Source organism: Cellulomonas sp. APG4 (genome assembly GCF_009996735.1).
Classification (GTDB): Bacteria; Actinomycetota; Actinomycetes; order Actinomycetales; family Cellulomonadaceae; genus Actinotalea.
In genome coordinates this window covers 23,594-41,098 of record NZ_JAACYI010000018.1, presented here as the reverse complement: position 1 = coordinate 41,098, position 17,505 = coordinate 23,594, and the positions used below count along the sequence as shown (strand labels likewise).

Below are 17,505 nucleotides of genomic sequence, written 5' to 3'. Positions count from 1 at the left end.
CCTCGCACTCAGGCGGTGCTGCCCGTGGCGGCGCCGTCGCCCGTCTCGTCGTCACCGCCACGCACCTCGCACCAGCGCTCGACCACGAGCCCCACGACGGCGAGCGCGACCGTGCACACGAGGGCCGGCAGCGTGCTGAGCGCGACCTCGCGACGTGCGGGGATGTCGAGGTCGCCGAGCACCACGAGGGCGTGCGCGCCGTACCAGCCGGTCAGCAGCGCCCCCGTGTAGGCCGACGCGGTCGCGAGCACCACGGTGCGGGCCGCGACCAGCGGGTCGAACCCCGGTCGACGACCGCGCGCGAACTGCCGCACGTTCCAGCCGAGCACGAGCACGACCACGGCGATCACACCCACCACCAGGCTCGAGAGCAGCGGGACGGGCAGCAGGGTGGCCCCGCGGGTCTCGGCGAGCCGCAGCCCCCCGAGGGCCACGAGCGTCGCGACGACGGCGACGCCGACGACGCGCAGCCACGGGGTGCGTCGCATCAGGACCCGGCCTCGGGCTGCTTCCACCAGTCGAGCGCCATCCAGCGGATCCCCTCGCGATCGGGGGCGGTGCGCGCGAGGTCCGCCACGGGGCCGCCACCCAGCCCGGGCAGCACGGCGTCGGGGTCCACCTGCGCCCACGGCTGGAGCACGAACGCCCGCTGGTGCGCGCGCGGGTGCGGCAGCTCGAGGTCGTCCGCGACGGCCACGGTGCGACCGTGCAGCACGATGTCCACGTCGAGGGTGCGCGGCCCCCAGTGCTCCTCGCGCACACGGCCGTGCTGCGCCTCGACCGCCTGGGTCGCGTGCAGCAGCGCGCGCGGCGCGAGGGTCGTGCGACCGAGCACCACCGCGTTGAGGTAGTCGGGCTGCTCCGGCCCGCCCACCGCGGCGGTGCGCGCGAGCGGCGAGATCACCGTGAGCTCGAGGCCGTCCACGGCCGCGAGGTCCCAGATCGCCCGGCGCAGCGTCTCCTGGCTCGCACCCACGTTCGAGCCCAGCGCGAGCACGACGTCGACGGGCTCGTCGGGCGCCACGTCGAGCCGGTCCTCGAGGGTCAGGGCCGGCAGCGCCATCGGCGCCTCGCCCGCTGCGACCTCCGCGGGAGCGGCGACGTCCGGGCTGAAGGGCACGGGTGCGGGCGTGGGCGCGCCCGTGGCTGCGAGGCCTGCGCCGACGACGGCGGCCCCGGCCGAGCCCCCGAGGGGCAGCGGCGTCGCGACCCCGCCCGCGACACCCGTCGCGAGGTGCGGGGCGATGATCTCAGCCAGCGGTACCGCGGCGTCGAGGACGTCGGCGGGTGCCGGCCGGGTCGCCGGGCCGGACGAGCTCGGGACGCCGACCACCGGGCGGTGCTCGCGGTCCCGGTGCACCTCGACCGTCACGTCCGTGAACGGGACCGTGATGGGGGCCTGCGGCTTGTGCAGCACCACGTCGACGGCCTCCACGGCCGGGTGGGCGAGCGCGACCGCGGCGATGCGTTCGGCCACGGTCTCGAGCAGGTCCGCCGGCTCACCCGTGAGAACCCCCGCGACCTGCTCCGCGACCGCGCCGTAGTCCACCGTGCGGTCGAGGCGGTCCTCGTGCGCAGCGGGACGCGTGTCGACGTGCAGCACGACGTCGGCGACGAACGTCTGCCCGTCGCGGCGCTCGTGCGCGAACACCCCGTGGTAGCCCGTCGCCGCGATCCCCGTGAGTCGGATCCGGTCGAGGGACCGGTCAGCCGGCTGGTGCACTCTCGTGTCCTTCCTGCGTCGTCCCCTGCAGGTGGTCGCCCGTCGAGCGGGCGGCTGTCCACGCGTGGGCGACCCGGACGGCGTCCGCCGAGCCGGGTACGTCGTGGACCCGCACGCACCATGCTCCCGCAACCGCGGCCAGCGCCGACACCGCCGCGGTCGCGCGGTCGCGCGCTGCGGGTGCGACGGGCGCGCCGTCCGGCCCCGCGAGCAGATGGCCGAGGAACCGCTTGCGCGACGCGCCCACGAGCACCGGCCGGCCGAGCCCGACGAGTGCGTCGAGGTGCGCGAGCAGGGGCCAGTTGTCACGTCCCGGCTTCGCGAAGCCCAGCCCCGGGTCGAGCACCACCTGCTCGGGCCGCGCGCCCGCGGCCACCACGGCCTCGAGGCGGGACGCGAGCTCGTCGCGCACGTCCGCGACGACGTCGTCGTACGCGGCGAGGTCGTCCATCACGTCGGCGTGACCGCGCCAGTGCATCGCGACGTAGACGACGCCCGTGCGGGCGACGACGTCGTACATCGCCGGGTCGGCCAGGCCGCCCGAGACGTCGTTGACGACGAGCGCGCCCGCCTCGACCGCTGCCTGCGCGACCTCGGCCCTGGTCGTGTCGACGCTCACCACGGCACCCGCGTCGGCGAGCGCACGGATCACCGGCAGCACGCGTCGGTGCTCCTCGTCGAGCGGCACCCGGCGCGCACCGGGCCGCGTGGACTCACCGCCCACGTCGAGCACGTCCGCGCCCTCCGCGAGCAGCGCCAAGCCATGCGCGACGGCGTCGTCGGGCTCGAACCACCGGCCGCCGTCGCTGAACGAGTCGGGGGTCACGTTGACGACGCCCATGACGAGCGTGCGGCGCAGCCGCGTGAGCCGCTCGGGCAGCGGGGCGGGGTGGAGCACGGTGCGCCCCGCGCTCAGCGTCCGAGGATGAGGCTCATCGCCTCGGCCCGGGTCGCGACGTCACGCATCTGCCCGCGCACGGCCGAGGTCACGGTGCGCGAGCCGGGCTTGCGCACACCGCGCATCGACATGCACAGGTGCTCGCACTCGATCACCACGAGCACCCCGCGCGGCGCCAGCCCCTCGACGAGCGCGTCGGCCACCTGGGACGTGAGGCGCTCCTGGACCTGCGGTCGCCGTGCGTAGAGGTCGACCAGGCGGGCGATCTTCGACAGGCCCGTGATCCGGCCGTCGGCGTTCGGGATGTAGCCCACGTGGGCCACGCCGTGGAACGGCACCAGGTGGTGCTCGCACGTCGAGTACACCGCGATGTCCTTGACGACCACCATCTCCTCGTGGCCCTCGTCGAAGGTCGTCGCGAGCACCTCGCGCGGGTCGGAGTACAGGCCCGCGAAGGTCTCGGCGTAGGCGCGGGCGACGCGTGCGGGGGTGTCCCGCAGGCCGTCGCGGTCCGGGTCCTCCCCCACGGCGAGCAGCAGCTCGCGCACCGCACGCTCGGCGCGTGGCGCGTCGTAGCGCACGGGGGCGCGCACGGCGTCCTCCTCGGGCAGCGGCACGTCGTCGGGCGTGTGCGTCATCGTGACCTCAGTGCGCGCCGTCGACGGTGCCGCCGGGCGGAACCTCGCCGACGGGGTTCGCCGGGTGCTCGTCCTTCGCGGCCGCGGCCTCGTCCTGGGGGACCACGGGCGCGCCGTTGGCGCTCGCGCGCTCCTTGGCGGTCTGGACGGGCGGCAGGTCCGACGGCGTGCGCTCGGGGCTCGAGAGCCAGACGTCGCGCGGGTCGCGCTTGACCACCGGGGCGAAGACCTCGGCCAGCTCGGCCTGGTTGAGCGTCTCCCGCTCGAGCAGCTGGACCACGAGGTCGTCGAGCACGTGCCGGTACTCGTTGAGGATCGCGTAGGCCTCGTCGTGGGCGAAGTCCATGAGCCTGCGCACCTCGACGTCGACCGTCGCGGCCACCTGCTCGGAGTAGTCGCGCTCGTGGCCCATGTCGCGGCCCAGGAAGACCTCGCCGCTGCCCTGGCCCAGTTTGACCGCGCCCACGCGCTCGCTCATGCCGTACTGGGTGACCATCTTGCGCGCGACCGAGGTCGCCTTCTCGATGTCGTTCGAGGCACCCGTGGTGGGGTCGTGGAAGACGATCTCCTCGGCCACGCGGCCGCCCATCGCGTACGCGAGCTGGTCGAGCAGCTCGTTGCGCGTGGTCGAGTACTTGTCCTCGGCCGGCATGACCATCGTGTAGCCCAGGGCCCGCCCGCGCGGGAGGATCGTCACCTTCGTGACCGGGTCCGTGTACCGCAGGGCGGCCGCCACGAGCGCGTGCCCGCCCTCGTGGTACGCGGTGATCTTCTTCTCCTTGTCGTTCATCAGCCGGGTGCGCTTCTGCGGTCCGGCGATGACGCGGTCGATCGCCTCGTCGAGCTCACGGTTGCCGAGCTGCTGCCCGCCCGAGCGCGCGGTGAGCAGCGCGGCCTCGTTGAGCACGTTCGCGAGGTCCGCACCCGTGAAGCCCGGCGTGCGCTTGGCGACCGCGTGCAGGTCGACGTCGGCCGCGACCGGCTTGCCCTTGGCGTGCACCGTGAGGATGCGCTCGCGGCCCTTGAGGTCGGGGGCGTCGACGGTGATCTGGCGGTCGAAGCGCCCCGGGCGCAGCAGGGCCGGGTCGAGGATGTCCGGCCGGTTGGTCGCGGCGATGAGGATGACGTTCGCGTTGACGTCGAACCCGTCCATCTCGACGAGCATCTGGTTGAGGGTCTGCTCGCGCTCGTCGTGGCCGCCGCCCATGCCCGCGCCGCGGTGGCGACCCACGGCGTCGATCTCGTCGATGAAGATGATGGCCGGCGCGTTCTGCTTCGCCTGGTCGAACAGGTCGCGCACGCGCGAGGCGCCCACGCCCACGAACATCTCGACGAAGTCCGAGCCCGAGATCGAGTAGAACGGCACGCCCGCCTCACCCGCGACGGCACGGGCGAGCAGGGTCTTGCCGGTGCCGGGCTGGCCGTACAGCAGCACGCCCTTGGGGATCTTGGCGCCCACGGCCTGGAACTTGGCCGGGTCTGCCAGGAACTCCTTGATCTCCTGGAGCTCCTCGACGGCCTCGTCGACACCCGCGACGTCGGCGAAGGTGACCTGCGGGGTCTCCTTCGAGACGAGCTTGGCCTTGGACTTGCCGAACTGCATGACGCGCGAGCCGCCGCCCTGCATGCGCGACATGAGGAACCAGAACAGGCCCAGGATGATCACGAACGGCAGCAGGAGGCCGAGCAGGCTCGCCCACCACGACGTCTGCGGCACCTCGGAGTTGAAGCCGCCCTCCGGGTCCGCCGCGGCGATCGCCTCGACCACGGCCTCGCCCTGCGGCGCGACGTAGTAGAACTGCACGTTGCGGCCCTTGTCACCGAAGTCCTCGGTGAGGGTCAGGTCCACGCGCTGCTGCCCGTCGACGATCTTGACCTGCTCGACCGTGTCGCCCGCGAGCAGCTCGAGGCCGTCGGAGGTGTCGATGCGCTGGATGCCGGGCGCCATGAAGGACGACGCGCCGAGCCACAGGATCACGACCGCGAGGACGATCCACAGCACTGGGCCGCGGGAGAGACGCTTGAGGTTCATGGGCGACGGGCCGAGCCCTCTCCCTCTCTGGTCGTGGGACGTCTGGGTCCCGTCACGTTACCTGCCGAACCTGGGCGTACGGCCCCGTGTTCGCCGCAGGCGCACGCGCGCACGGTGCCGCGCGGCGGCTCAGTCGCTGTAGACGTGGGGCGCGAGCGTGCCGACGAAGGGCAGGTTCCGGTAGCGCTCGGCGTAGTCGAGGCCGTAGCCCACGACGAACTCCGTGGGGATGTCGAAGCCCACGTAGCGCACGTCGACCTCGACCTTGGCGGCCTCGGGCTTGCGCAGCAGCGTCGCGATCTCGACCGAGGCCGCGCCCCGGGTGCGCAGGTTCGACAGGAGCCAGGACAGCGTGAGCCCCGAGTCGATGATGTCCTCGACGATCAGCACGTGCCGGCCCGTGAGGTCGGTGTCCAGGTCCTTGAGGATCCGCACGACGCCCGACGACGACGTGCCCGCCCCGTACGAGGACACCGCCATCCAGTCCATCTCGACCGGCGTGTGCAGGCGACGTGCGAGGTCCGCCATGACCATGACCGCACCCTTGAGGACCCCGACCAGCAGCAGGTCGCGCCCCGCGTAGTCGGCGTCGATCCGCTCGGCGAGCTCGTCGAGGCGGGTCCCGATCTGCTCCTCGCTGAGGAGCACCCGCTCGAGGTCGTCGCCCATGTCCGCTGGGTCCACCGTCACGTCTCCTCGTGCGTCCTCGGCCGCTCGGCCCGCTCTCCGCGCGCGGCCGGCGAGCCGCGCAGCGTCAGCCTGCCACACGTGCGCCGGGCCTCGCCGCCGCCGGGCAGCGCGACCGGGCCCTGGCCGTGCCACGCGACGACGAGCGCCTCGACGGCCAGCACGTGCGTGCGCAACAGCGCCCCCGGGCGCGCGCCGGCGTCGAGCACGGCGCGGTGCAGCGCCCGCCGACGCAGCGCGGCGGGGGCGCCCGCGAGCGCCTGCACGTCGAGCACGACGGCGTCCGCCCCGCCGTCGGGCACGCTCGGCTCGGACACCCTCGCGAGGGTCAGCAGCTCGTGCGCGAGGGAGTCGAGGAGCGCGTCCTCGTCACGCAGCTGCTCGGCGGTCCGCGCGAGCGCGGGTGCCACCGGGCCGAGCACGTCCTCGAGCACGGGCAGCACACGGTGGCGCAGCCGCGAGCGCAGCGGTGCCAGCGGGCCGTCGGCGTTCGTCGGGTCGTGCCACGGCTCGAGGCCCTGCGCGGCGCACGCGGCGAGGGTCTCGTCGCGGCGCACGCCCAGCAGGGGCCGGCGCAGCAGGCCGCGGACGGGCGCCATGCCGGCGAGGGCCCGGGGCCCCGCGCCCCGCGCGAGCCCGAGCAGCACGGTCTCGGCCTGGTCGTCGAGGGTGTGGCCGAGCAGCACCGCGGCCGCGCCGTGGGCGCGTGCGGCCGTCTCGAGGGCGGCGTACCGGACCTCGCGGGCGGCGGCCTCGGGGCCACGCCCGCGCTGCTCCACGTCGACGGGGTGCACCTCGACGGGAGCGAGGCCGAGCCGTCTGCACGCCTGCGCAGCCCGGTCCGCGACCGCGGCGCTCCCCCGCTGGAGGCCGTGGTCGACGACGACGGCGCCGGCGCGCAGGCCCGCCCGCGGTGCCACGAACGCCGTCGCGGCCGCGAGGGCGAGGGAGTCGGCGCCACCCGAGCACGCGACCAGCACGAGCGCGCCGTCGGGCAGGTCGGCGAGCGCGTCGCGGACGGCCGTGCGCAGCCGCGCGACCACCGGGGCGGGCCCGGTCATCCGGGCACCCCGCGGCCGTCGCGCGTCGCCACGTCGCTCAGCCGTGCACCCGCCGCACCCAGGCGGCCGGGTCGGTCAGCTCGACCGGGGTCGGCAGCGCCTCGGGGCCGGACCAGACCGGGTCGAGCGCGCGGCGCCCACCCGCCCGGCGCGCGCCCCGCACGAATGCGGCACCGCGCCGGTACTGCTCGAGCTTGGCGTCCATCCCGAGCAGCCGACGCAGCAGCCGGTCGATCCCGGTCGCGGTGCGGCGGCGCGCGTCGAAGCGGGCCCGCAGCCGCCGTGCGCTCGGGATCGAGCGCGTCCCGACGGCGTCCATCGTCACGTCGGCGTGCCCCTCGAGCAGCGACATGACGGCGGTGAGCCGCTCGACGCGGTCGCGCTGCGCGTCGTCGAGCACGGCCTCGAGCACGCCCCACTCGTCGTCCCCGCCCTGCCGCAGCGACCTGAGACCGCGCTGGACCGCCGCGAGGATCTCCTGCCCGGCAGACCCCTGCGACAGCTCGGTCACCAGCGAGCCCACCTCGTCGCGCAGGTGCGCGGCGAGCCAGGGCGCGGCGGCGAACTGCAGCGCGTGGGTCTGCTCGTGGACGCACACCCACAGGCGGAAGTCGGCCGGGTCGGCGGAGAGGTCGCGCTCGACCCGCAGCACGTTGGGCGCGACCAGCAGCAGGCGTCCGTCGGCCGCGAACGGGTCGAACTGGCCGAGCACGCGGCTCGCGAGCAGGCCCAGCATCCCTGCGGCCTGCGCGGTCGCCGGCACCGCACGCACGGCGGCGACGCGCCCCTCGCCCCGACCGCCCGCGAGGCTGCCGAACGACTGGGCCGCGGCGCGCGCCCACCCGGCCCGGTCGACGACGAGCACCGGGGTGGGCGGGACGTCGTCGGGCAGCAGGTCGGCGAGGCGCGAGGACCGCAGCGCGAGGCCGTGCGCGCGCGTCGCGGCGTCGTGGAGCTCCCCGACGAGCCGCGCGAGGTCGGCGCGGCTCGCGGTGGGCCCGGGCGACGCCAGGCGCCCCGCCCAGCGGCCGGCCTGGTCCCAGTCCACCTCGAGGGACCCCTGCGGCGGCTCGCTCATCGGCTCACGGTAGCGGGCAGTCGCAGCCCGCGATCTGCTGCACGAGGGCGTCGATCACGCGTCGCGGGCCGAGCTGACCGCCCGGCGGCGTCTCGTTGGTCATGACGGCGAACGCGAGCAGGCGCCCCTCGACCGTGAGCACGGTGCCCGCGAGCGTCGTGGTGCCCGGCAGGCTCCCGGTCTTGGCACGCACGAGGCCGCGCGCGGGGCCCTCGAGCAGGCGGTCCGCGAGGGTCCCCTGCCACCCCGACACGGGGGCGTCGACCGCGACGGGCAGCAGCTCGGGGTGCTCGCCGTCGGCCGCCAGGGTCATGAGGTTCACGAGGGTCGCGGCGGGCACGAGCGACCCGGCCGCGAGGCCGCTCGCGTCGGAGAGCCGCGCACCCGTGACGTCGACCCCGGCCTCCTCGACCGCCGCGAGCACGGCCGTCGTCGCCCCCTGGAAGCTCCCGGGCAGACCCGCGCCCACGGCGACCAGCCGCCCGAGCGCCTCGGTCACCGTGTTGTCCGACGTGTGCAGCGCGTACCGCGCGATCTCGCGGATGGTCGCGGACTCGACGGAGCCCAGCTCGCGCGCCGACTCCGGCGCGGTGCCGCGCACCACCCCGCTGACCGCGACGCCCTGCTCGACCAGCAGGTCCGCGAACGTCCGCGCGGCGTGCAGCGCGGGGTCGGCGTGCCGGGGCGGGTAGGGCTCCTCGCGCGTCTTGGCGATGTTGACCGCGAGGGCCGCGACCGGCGCCACGTACCCGAGCGACGAGTGCTCGGTCGTCCACCCCGGGTTGAGGGCGGGGCCGGTGAAGAGCGTGTCGTCGACGGCGACCTCGACCTGCGTCGTCCCCGCGAGGCGCAGCTCACGCACCACCTGGGCCGCGAGGTCCACGAGGCCCGCCCGGCCGTTGGTCGCCTCGGGCTCGCCCGCGCCGGCCGAGAGCATCATGTCGCCGCCGCCCACCAGCACGACACGACCGGCGCCGTCGGCGACCACGCGCGTGCTCACGGTCGCGTCAGGGTCCAGCGACGTGACGGCCGCGGCGACCGTGAGCAGCTTGGCGGTGGACGCGGGCTCGCGCGGGGTCTCGCCCGCGAGGTCGACGAGCGTCTCCCCGGTCAGGACGTCCCGCACGACGACGGCGGTCGACTCGCCCATCCACCTGTGGTCCACGGCGGCCTGCGCGGCCGCGGTGAGCGCGGCCGCGTCCGGGACCGGTGCGGCCGGGTCCGCGACGTCGAGCACGGGCACGACGTCGGGCCCGGGCACGGCCGCGGGAGCTGTCGGGAACGGCGGCGCAGGCTCGGGCTCCGGCTCGAGCGTGACCAGGCCCGGGACGACGTCGTACGCGTCGGCGGTCGCGTACGCACCGGCACCGGCGAGCAGCACGCTCACGACGACCGCGGTCGCGCGCGCCGCACGTGACCTCGCCACCTGACCTCCCTCGTCGGCGCCCCCGCCGCGGGAGCCCTGCACGTGCGTCACACTAGTCACCGGGCCGGGTGCGCCGGACACCGGCCGGGCCGCGAAGGAGAGCTGTGGAGTTCGACGTCACGATCGAGATCCCCAAGGGTCAGCGCAACAAGTACGAGGTGGACCACGAGACGGGCCGGATCCGGCTCGACCGCATGCTCTTCACCTCGACGCGCTACCCCGACGACTACGGCTTCATCGACGGCACGCTCGGTGAGGACGGGGACCCCCTGGACGCGCTCGTGCTGCTCGAGGAGCCCACGTTCCCGGGCTGCCTGATCAAGTGCCGCGCGCTCGGCATGTTCCGCATGAGCGACGAGGCCGGGGGCGACGACAAGGTGCTGTGCGTGCCCGCGGGCGACACGCGCGCCTCGTGGCGGCTCGACATCGACGACGTGAGCGAGTTCCACCGCCTCGAGATCCAGCACTTCTTCGAGGTCTACAAGGACCTCGAGCCCGGCAAGTCCGTCGAGGGCGCGCACTGGGTGGGCCGCGAGGAGGCCGAGGCGGAGATCGTCAGGTCGTTCGAGCGCGCGAAGACCTCGGGCCACTGACGCGCTCTGAGCGGGCCGACGCGTGCGGCCCGCTCAGGGGCGCCCGGCGTAGAGCATGGTCCCGGACCAGCGCACGGCGGTGACGCGCACGTTCACCCCGGGTCGCGGGGCCTCGACCATCTGGCCGCCACCCACGTACATCGCGACGTGGTGGATGGACTGCGGGTCGGCCGTGTTGGTGCCGTAGAAGATCAGGTCGCCGGGACGCATGTCGCCGAAGCGGATCTTGCGCACCTCGACGAACTGCGAGCGTGACGTGCGCGTGAGCGACAGACCCGCCGCCCGCCAGGCCTGGCTCGTGAGCCCCGAGCAGTCGAACGCGGAGGGGCCTGACGCACCCCAGCCGTAGGGCTTGCCGACCTGCTGGAGCGCCCACGCGACCGCGGCCTGTCCCTGCGCGGCCGAGCCGCGGGCGCTGCCGGTGCCCAGCCCGTAGCGATCCGCGGGAGGTGTGGTGGGCGGCGGCGTCGTGGGTGGGGGCGTGGTCGGCGGCGCGGTGGTCGGTGGGGGCGTCGTCGGGGTGGTCGGCGGCGGAGTCGTCGTAGCCGGCGGGGTCGCCGGGTCGGACGAACCACCCGAACCCGAACCACCGGAACCCACCCCACCGGAACCGGTGCCGCCGGAACCGCCCGTCGGCGCGTCACGCTCGCCCGCGGCCGCCGCCTCCTGCCGCGCACGACGTTCCTCGTCGAGGCTCTCCTGACGCGCACGCTCGACCTCGACCGAGGTCTGGCGAAGGTCGGCGAGCTGCACCACGAGGGCCTCGCGCCGCGCGGTCGCGTCGGCGACCTCCTGCTCGGCGTCGTCCTTGGCGGCCTCGGCCTCGGCGAGCTGTTCCTCGGCCGTACGGGCGGCCGCGTCGGCCTCGTCCGCCGCGGCCTCGGCGAGGTCGGCGAGCGTGCTCGCCACCAGGTCCGCCGCGCTGAACCGCTGGACGGCGCGGTCGGCCTGGGTGCCCAGGCGGTCGACCGCCTGCGAGCGCTGGACCAGGTCCTCGAAGCCGTCGGCCGAGAACATCGCGCCCACGGTGTCCATCGAGCCGCCGCCGCGGTAGGCCTGCTGGGCGATGGCGCCGAGCTCGACCCTCGCGGCCTCGACCTCGAGCTGCGCGGCGTCGTGCCGCTCGGCGGCGGCAGCAGCAGCCGCAGCGGCCTCGTCGGCGGCGACCACGGCCGCGGTGTAGTCCTCGTTCGCGGCGGCGACCGCGACCCACGCGTCGTCGAGGCGGGCCGCCTGGGCGGCCATCTCGACCTCGAGGCCCGCGATCGTCGCGGCCGTGCTGCGCACGGCGTCCTGCGCGCGGCGGACGTCGTCGTCGGTGGGCTCTGCCTGGGCTCCGGGCACGACGAGGAACGAGCCGACCAGCAGCGTGACGGCCACGAGCGCGTGGCCGCCGGTTCGTGTCGTCACGGTGTCTCCGTCCTCACCCGTCCGGGCCCGATCGAGCGTACTCACGGCAGTCCCACAAGAGAACACCTGTCACCCGAATGCCACCGAGTCCCACCAACCACATGAGTCACACGAACAACACCCTCGACCAGCTCGACGGCACGTCTCGACCGCCCAGCCGCAGAGGGCGTCGACTCCCGTCTCGGTTGGTGAGACGGGCGTATCGGGAGACGGAGCGCGGTCCCTACGCTCGGGGCCATGTACTGCCGAATGTGCCGCTGACCCGCGCACGTTCGGCGTGCCCGCGCCCGGTCGCCCGCCCCTGAGGCCACGAGCACCGGCTCGGGACCACCCCCACGTGCACCCACCCTCGTCCGTCCCCTCCGCGGGGACCAGGGTCAGTGTGCTGACGACTGGTTCTCGCCCTGTTCACCAGGAGTCCTCATGAGCCAGAGCTGGTCCTTCGAGACGCGTCAGATCCACGCCGGGCAGACCCCGGACCCGACCACCGGCGCACGCGCGCTGCCCATCTACCAGAGCACCTCGTTCGTGTTCCCGGACGCCGACACGGCCGCCGCGCGCTTCGCGCTGCAGGACCTCGGCCCGATCTACACGCGCATCGGCAACCCGACCCAGCAGGCGGTCGAGGACCGCATCGCGTCCCTCGAGGGCGGCGTCGGCGCGCTGCTCCTCGCGTCGGGCCAGGCCGCGAGCACGTACGCGATCCTCAACGTCGCCGAGGCGGGCGACCACGTGGTCGCGAGCCCGAGCCTCTACGGCGGCACCTACAACCTGTTCGCCCACACGCTGCGCAAGCTCGGCGTCGAGGTGAGCTTCGTGAGCGACCCGCACCAGCCGCAGGCCTGGCGCGACGCCGTCCGCGAGAACACCAAGCTCTTCTTCGCCGAGTCGGTGCCCAACCCGCGCTCGGACGTGCTCGACATCGAGGCCGTCGCCGGGGTCGCGCACGAGGCGGGCGTGCCGCTCGTCGTCGACAACACGATCCCCACGCCCTACCTGCTGCGTCCCCTCGAGCACGGCGCCGACGTCGTGGTGCACGCGGCCACCAAGTTCCTGGGCGGGCACGGCACCGCGATCGGCGGCGTCATCGTCGACGGCGGCTCGTTCGACTTCGCGCAGCACCCCGAGCGCTTCCCCAACTTCAACACGCCGGACCCGACCTACAACGGCCTCGTCTACGCGCGCGACCTGGGCGTCGACGGCGCGTTCGGCGTCAACCTCTCGTACATCCTCAAGGCCCGCGTGCAGCTGCTGCGCGACCTGGGCTCGGCGATCTCGCCGTTCAACGCGTTCCTCATCGCGCAGGGCCTCGAGACGCTGTCGCTGCGCATCGAGCGGCACGTCGAGAACGCGCAGAAGGTCGCCGAGTGGCTCGAGGCGCGCGACGAGGTGCAGGGCGTCCACTACGCGGGCCTGCCCTCGAGCCCCTGGCACGCCAACGCGCGCAAGTACCTGCCCAAGGGTGCCGGCGCGGTGCTCGCGTTCGAGCTCGCGGGCGGCGCCGAGGCCGGCAAGGCCTTCGTCGACGGCCTCGAGCTGCACTCCAACCTCGCGAACATCGGCGACGTGCGCTCGCTCGTGATCCACCCGGCGTCGACGACGCACAGCCAGCTGAGCCCCGAGGAGCAGGCGCTCTCGGGCGTCACCCCGGGCCTCGTGCGGCTCTCGGTGGGCCTCGAGCACATCGACGACATCCTGGCGGACCTCGACGCGGGCTTCCGAGCGGCCAAGGGCGCCTGATGACCGCCCACCCGCACCGGCCCGCGGCGCACGCCGTGGACACCCCGGGCCGCAGGGACGCACGCACCGTAGGTTTGCACCTCGTGCAGCCCGGTGCGTCCGCCCCCGCGCCCCGGGACCCGTCCGCCGAGCGCATGCGGGCCGGGGCGGTGTGGGCCGAGGGAGCGCCCGTCCCGGCGTCGGGTGCCTGGCGCGAGGGCGACCCCGTGGGTGACCGACGGTTCGTCGACATCGGCGCGCTCGACCTCGAGGGCGGCGGCCACCTGCCCCACGTGCGGATGGCGTACGAGACGTGGGGCACCCTCTCGCCCGAGCGTGACAACGCCGTCCTGGTGCTGCACGCGCTCACGGGCGACTCGCACCTGACCGGACCCGCGGGGCCGGGTCACCCCACGGCCGGATGGTGGGACACCATGGTCGGGCCTGGTCGCCCCATCGACACCGACCGCTGGTTCGTGGTCGCCCCCAACGTGCTGGGCGGCTGCCAGGGCAGCACCGGGCCGGCGTCCACCGCGCCCGACGGACACCCCTGGGGCGGGCGGTTCCCGTACGTCACCACGCGCGACCAGGTGCGCGCGGAGGTCGCCGTCGCGGACGCGCTCGGGATCGACACGTGGGCCCTGGTGATCGGCGCCTCGATGGGCGGCATGCGCGTGCTCGAGTGGGCCGTCACCGAACCCGCGCGCGTGCAGCGCGTCGCGGCGCTCGTCACGACGGCGCAGACCTCGGGCGACCAGATCGCGTGGGCGCACCCCCAGCTCGAGGCGATCCGCTCGGACCCGGGGTGGCGCGGCGGCGACTACTACGACCTGCCCGACGGCGAGGGCCCGCACCGCGGTCTCGGCGTGGCGCGCCAGATCGCGCACACCACGTACCGCAGCTCGGTCGAGCTCGACGAGCGGTTCGGCCGGCTGCCCCAGGGCGCCGAGCTCCCCATCACGGGCCGCGGGCGCTACGCCGTGCAGTCCTACCTGGACCACCACGCGGGCAAGCTCGCACGCCGGTTCGACGCCAACACCTACCTCGTGCTCACCGAGTCGATGCTCTCGCACGACGTGGGCCGAGGCCGGGGCGGCGTCGAGGCCGCGCTCGCCGGGGTCGCCGCGTCCGCCCTGGTGATCGCCGTCGACACCGACAGGCTGTACCCGCCCACGCAGTCCCGCCGGATGGCCGCGGCGATCCCCGACGCCGAGCTGCACGTGATCCGCTCGGACTTCGGCCACGACGGGTTCCTCATCGAGTTCGAGCAGATGGGCGCCCTGGTGACCGACTTCCTCGCGCGCACCTGACCCACCCCGGCCTGATCCTGCGCCCCGCCCGCCCCGGCCTGGACCCTGCGCCCCGCCCGCCCCGGCCTGCGTCCCCGCACGCCCCTCCCTACGATGATCGCCATGGGAGCCCCCTACGACGCGACCGAGGTCGCCGCCCTCGAGGACCTGCTGCGACGTCAGTGGCTGCGCCTGCGCACCTGGCTCGGCGAGCTCGACGACGCCGCGACCACCGAGCCGAGCGTGCTCGACGGCTGGACGGTGGGCGACCTGGTGGCCCACCTGGGCCGCGCGATGGACGCGCTGGCCGCGGTGCAGCCGACGCCCGAGGGCACCGTGCCCCTCTCGCTCGCCGAGTACCTGGGCGGCTACGCGCGCAGCGCCGACGAGATCGCGCAGACCACGCGCGAGCTCGCGGCACAGATCGCGCAGGACCCGCTGACGGCCGTCGACCGCCGCGTCGAGGCCGCGTTCGCGCAGCTCACCGCCCTGCGCGAGGCCGGGCCCGACCCGGTGGTCCAGGCCCGCCGCGGCCCGATCCACCTCTCCGAGATGTTGCTGTCGCGCCTGCTCGAGCTCGTGGTGCACGCGGACGACCTGGTGCGCTCGACGACGCTCGGCGGCGAGGGGGCCGACGACGAGCCGGGCCGGGGCACGAGCCCGCTCGACCCCGACGCGGTCCACGTCTCGGCGCGCACGCTCCTCGAGATCGCCGTCGACCGCGGCGGCTGGAGCCTCGAGGTGGCCGACGAGATGGCGTGGGTGCGGCTCGCGTCCGGTCGAACGGACCTGACGCCCGACACCGCCGCCCGGGCGCTGCGGCCCACGTACACCTCCGACTCGCTGCCCGACCTCGGCACGGCGCTGCCCCTGCTCTGAGCCGACGGCGTGCCGCTGCGGCCGGCGGCGGCACGCACCGACGACGGCGCAGCCGGGGCCGGGCCGGGCCACGAGTCCCAGCGCCGGACCGCGGACGGTCGTAGGTTGGGGCCATGCTCGCCGCCTACGCCGCCCGCACCGACGCCGATGACCCGCTGAGCGGCCTCGAGGTGGGCGAGGTGCCCGACGCCGCTCCCCCGGCCGGCCGGCCGGACTGGACGGTCGTCGACGTGCGCGCCGCATCCCTCAACCACCACGACCTGTGGTCGCTCAGGGGCGTGGGCCTGCCGGACGACGCGCTGCCGATGGTGCTCGGCACGGACGCCGCGGGCGTCACGCCCGACGGCCGCGAGGTGGTGGTGCACGGCGTCATCGGCGGCGAGGGCCACGGGGTGGGACCCGGCGAGCGCCGGTCCCTCCTCTCCGAGCGGTACCCCGGCACGCTCGCCGAGCGCGTCGCGGTGCCCACGTGGAACCTCGTCGACAAGCCCGCCGAGCTCACGTTCGCCGAGGCTGCGTGCCTGCCGACGGCCTGGCTGACGGCGTACCGCATGCTCTTCACCTCGGCCGCCCTTCGGCCGGGCGACCGCGTGCTGGTGCAGGGCGTGGGCGGCGGCGTGGCCAGCGCGGCGATCACCCTCGGCGCCACAGCCGGCATCGAGGTGGTCGCGACCAGCCGGGACGCGCACAAGCGTGAGCGTGCGCTGGGCATGGGTGCCGCGCACGCCGTGGCGCCGGGCGACCGGCTGCCCTTTCGGGTGGACGCCGTGGTCGAGACCGTCGGCGCCGCGACCTGGGCGCACTCGATGCGCTCGGTGCGCCCGGGCGGCACCGTCGTGGTCGCGGGTGCGACGAGCGGGGACCAGCCGGGCGCCGAGCTCACGCGCGTGTTCTTCACCGAGGTGCGCGTGCAGGGCGTGACGATGGGCACGCGCGCCGAGCTCGAGGCCCTGCTGCGCTTCTGCGCCCGCACGGGCCTGCGGCCGACGATTGACTCGACGTGGTCCCTCGCCGACGCCCCACGGGCGCTGGCGCGCATGGCTGCGGGTGAGCACGTCGGCAAGATCGTCGTGACGCCGTGAGGACGGGGCGATGACCCCGTGGGAGCCCGACGTCCTCGGTCCCGGCTACGAGGCGTGCACGCTCCCGCTCGAGGACGACGACGAGGGGGAGGTGGTCGCGACCCTCGTGCGCCACCGGCCGCCGTCGGAGGAGCCCGTGCGGCCCGCGCGCGCGGTGCTCTACGTGCACGGGTGGAACGACTACTTCTTCCAGACCGGCCTCGCCGAGTACTGGGCCGCGCAGGGTGCCGCGTTCTACGCGCTCGACCTGCGCAAGTACGGCCGGAGCCTGCGCGCGCACCAGACCCCCAACTACGTCGACGACCTGGCGACCTACGACGAGGACCTGGCCGCCGCGCTCGACCGGATTCACCGCGACCTGGGCCGCCGCGCGCGCGTGCTGCTCATGGGCCACTCGACGGGAGGGCTCGTGGGCGTGCTGTGGGCCCAGCGGCACCCGGGCGCCGTCACGGGTCTCGTGCTCAACAGCCCATGGCTCGAGCTCACGGGCTCGTCCGTGATGCGCAACCTGGGCACACCCCTGGTCCAGCAGCTCGCCCGCACGCGACCCAAGGCACCCGTGCTCACGATCGACCCGGGCTTCTACACGCGGACCATCAGCTCCGAGCTCGAGGGCGAGTGGACCTACGACGCACGCTGGCGACCCACGCCGTTCTTCCCGATCCGGCCCGGCTGGCTCCAGGCCGTGCTCAACGGCCACGCGCAGGTGGCCCGGGGACTCGACCTCACGGTCCCGGTGTTCATGGCGGCCTCCTCGCGCAGCGTGATCGGCCCGCGCTGGCGCGAGGACATGCGCGAGACCGACACGGTGCTCGACGTCGACCTGCTGGCCCGCCGCGCGGTGCTCCTCGGCTCGGTCGTCACGGTCGTGCGCATCCCGGGCGGGCTGCACGACCTCACGCTCTCGGCCGCGCCGGCCCGCGAGCGGTTCTACGCCGAGCTGAGCCGCTGGCTCACCGCGTACGGCTGGGACTGACGGGCCGGCTCACG

16 protein-coding genes are annotated in these 17,505 nt (G+C 74.9%); 6 read left to right on the top strand and 10 right to left on the bottom strand.

Annotation, left to right across the window (positions count from 1 at the left end):
• Positions 1–8: 8 nt before the first annotated feature.
• The 9 genes from GXB85_RS13200 to dacB form a co-directional block, all read right to left on the bottom strand.
• On the bottom strand, positions 9–488 hold the full coding sequence (locus tag GXB85_RS13200; protein ID WP_161918121.1) for a DUF3180 domain-containing protein: 480 nt from the start codon (positions 486–488) through the stop codon (positions 9–11).
• Positions 488–1,723 carry a 2-amino-4-hydroxy-6-hydroxymethyldihydropteridine diphosphokinase gene (gene folK / locus GXB85_RS18915; RefSeq protein ID WP_161918120.1) on the bottom strand — a complete coding sequence of 412 codons (1,236 nt, stop codon included), beginning with the start codon at positions 1,721–1,723 and terminating at the stop codon, positions 488–490. The genes GXB85_RS13200 and folK overlap by 1 nt, the downstream gene beginning before the upstream one ends.
• The gene (folP, locus tag GXB85_RS13190; protein ID WP_161918157.1) at positions 1,707–2,564 is read right to left on the bottom strand and encodes a dihydropteroate synthase; all 858 of its coding nucleotides are present in this window, start codon (positions 2,562–2,564) and stop codon (positions 1,707–1,709) included. The genes folK and folP overlap by 17 nt, the downstream gene beginning before the upstream one ends.
• 71 nt (positions 2,565–2,635) lie before the next feature.
• Positions 2,636–3,259: a GTP cyclohydrolase I FolE gene (gene folE / locus GXB85_RS13185; RefSeq protein ID WP_161918119.1), complete on the bottom strand. Its 624-nt coding sequence runs from the start codon at positions 3,257–3,259 to the stop codon at positions 2,636–2,638.
• A gap of 7 nt (positions 3,260–3,266) precedes the next feature.
• Positions 3,267–5,291, bottom strand: a complete 2,025-nt coding sequence (gene ftsH, locus GXB85_RS13180) for an ATP-dependent zinc metalloprotease FtsH (RefSeq protein WP_161918118.1) — start codon at positions 5,289–5,291, stop codon at positions 3,267–3,269.
• 129 nt (positions 5,292–5,420) lie between these two features.
• A complete protein-coding gene (gene hpt / locus GXB85_RS13175; protein ID WP_161918156.1) occupies positions 5,421–5,975 on the bottom strand; it encodes a hypoxanthine phosphoribosyltransferase in 555 nt (184 codons plus the stop codon).
• 2 nt (positions 5,976–5,977) lie between these two features.
• On the bottom strand, positions 5,978–7,039 hold the full coding sequence (tilS, locus tag GXB85_RS13170) for a tRNA lysidine(34) synthetase TilS (RefSeq protein ID WP_161918117.1): 1,062 nt from the start codon (positions 7,037–7,039) through the stop codon (positions 5,978–5,980).
• A 37-nt stretch (positions 7,040–7,076) separates the two neighbouring features.
• A complete protein-coding gene (locus tag GXB85_RS13165) occupies positions 7,077–8,117 on the bottom strand; it encodes a zinc-dependent metalloprotease (protein WP_161918116.1) in 1,041 nt (346 codons plus the stop codon).
• Positions 8,118–8,121: 4 nt separating this feature from the next.
• Complete coding sequence (gene dacB / locus GXB85_RS13160) at positions 8,122–9,543, bottom strand: D-alanyl-D-alanine carboxypeptidase/D-alanyl-D-alanine-endopeptidase (RefSeq protein WP_370524237.1); 1,422 nt, start codon at positions 9,541–9,543, stop codon at positions 8,122–8,124.
• Positions 9,544–9,647: 104 nt separating this feature from the next.
• On the opposite strand from dacB, the gene GXB85_RS13155 reads away from it, so the two are divergent.
• Positions 9,648–10,136, top strand: coding sequence for an inorganic diphosphatase (locus tag GXB85_RS13155; protein WP_161918115.1), 489 nt, complete (start codon positions 9,648–9,650; stop codon positions 10,134–10,136).
• Between the two features lie 33 nt (positions 10,137–10,169).
• Here the strand turns inward: GXB85_RS13155 and GXB85_RS13150 are convergent, their stop codons facing one another.
• The gene (locus GXB85_RS13150; protein WP_161918114.1) at positions 10,170–11,546 is read right to left on the bottom strand and encodes a C40 family peptidase; all 1,377 of its coding nucleotides are present in this window, start codon (positions 11,544–11,546) and stop codon (positions 10,170–10,172) included.
• 423 nt (positions 11,547–11,969) lie between these two features.
• Here GXB85_RS13150 and GXB85_RS13145 point away from each other — a divergent pair, with 423 nt between their 5' ends.
• From GXB85_RS13145 to GXB85_RS13125, 5 genes are all read left to right on the top strand, one after another.
• Positions 11,970–13,286 carry a bifunctional o-acetylhomoserine/o-acetylserine sulfhydrylase gene (locus GXB85_RS13145; protein ID WP_161918113.1) on the top strand — a complete coding sequence of 439 codons (1,317 nt, stop codon included), beginning with the start codon at positions 11,970–11,972 and terminating at the stop codon, positions 13,284–13,286.
• Positions 13,287–13,420: 134 nt separating this feature from the next.
• Complete coding sequence (locus GXB85_RS13140; protein WP_237728255.1) at positions 13,421–14,575, top strand: homoserine O-acetyltransferase; 1,155 nt, start codon at positions 13,421–13,423, stop codon at positions 14,573–14,575.
• A gap of 102 nt (positions 14,576–14,677) precedes the next feature.
• Entirely contained in the window at positions 14,678–15,433 is a 756-nt protein-coding gene (locus tag GXB85_RS13135; RefSeq protein ID WP_161918111.1) for a maleylpyruvate isomerase N-terminal domain-containing protein, read from the top strand.
• A gap of 113 nt (positions 15,434–15,546) precedes the next feature.
• Positions 15,547–16,515: a zinc-binding dehydrogenase gene (locus tag GXB85_RS13130; protein WP_161918110.1), complete on the top strand. Its 969-nt coding sequence runs from the start codon at positions 15,547–15,549 to the stop codon at positions 16,513–16,515.
• Between the two features lie 10 nt (positions 16,516–16,525).
• A complete protein-coding gene (locus tag GXB85_RS13125; RefSeq protein ID WP_161918109.1) occupies positions 16,526–17,491 on the top strand; it encodes an alpha/beta hydrolase in 966 nt (321 codons plus the stop codon).
• Positions 17,492–17,505: the final 14 nt, after the last annotated feature.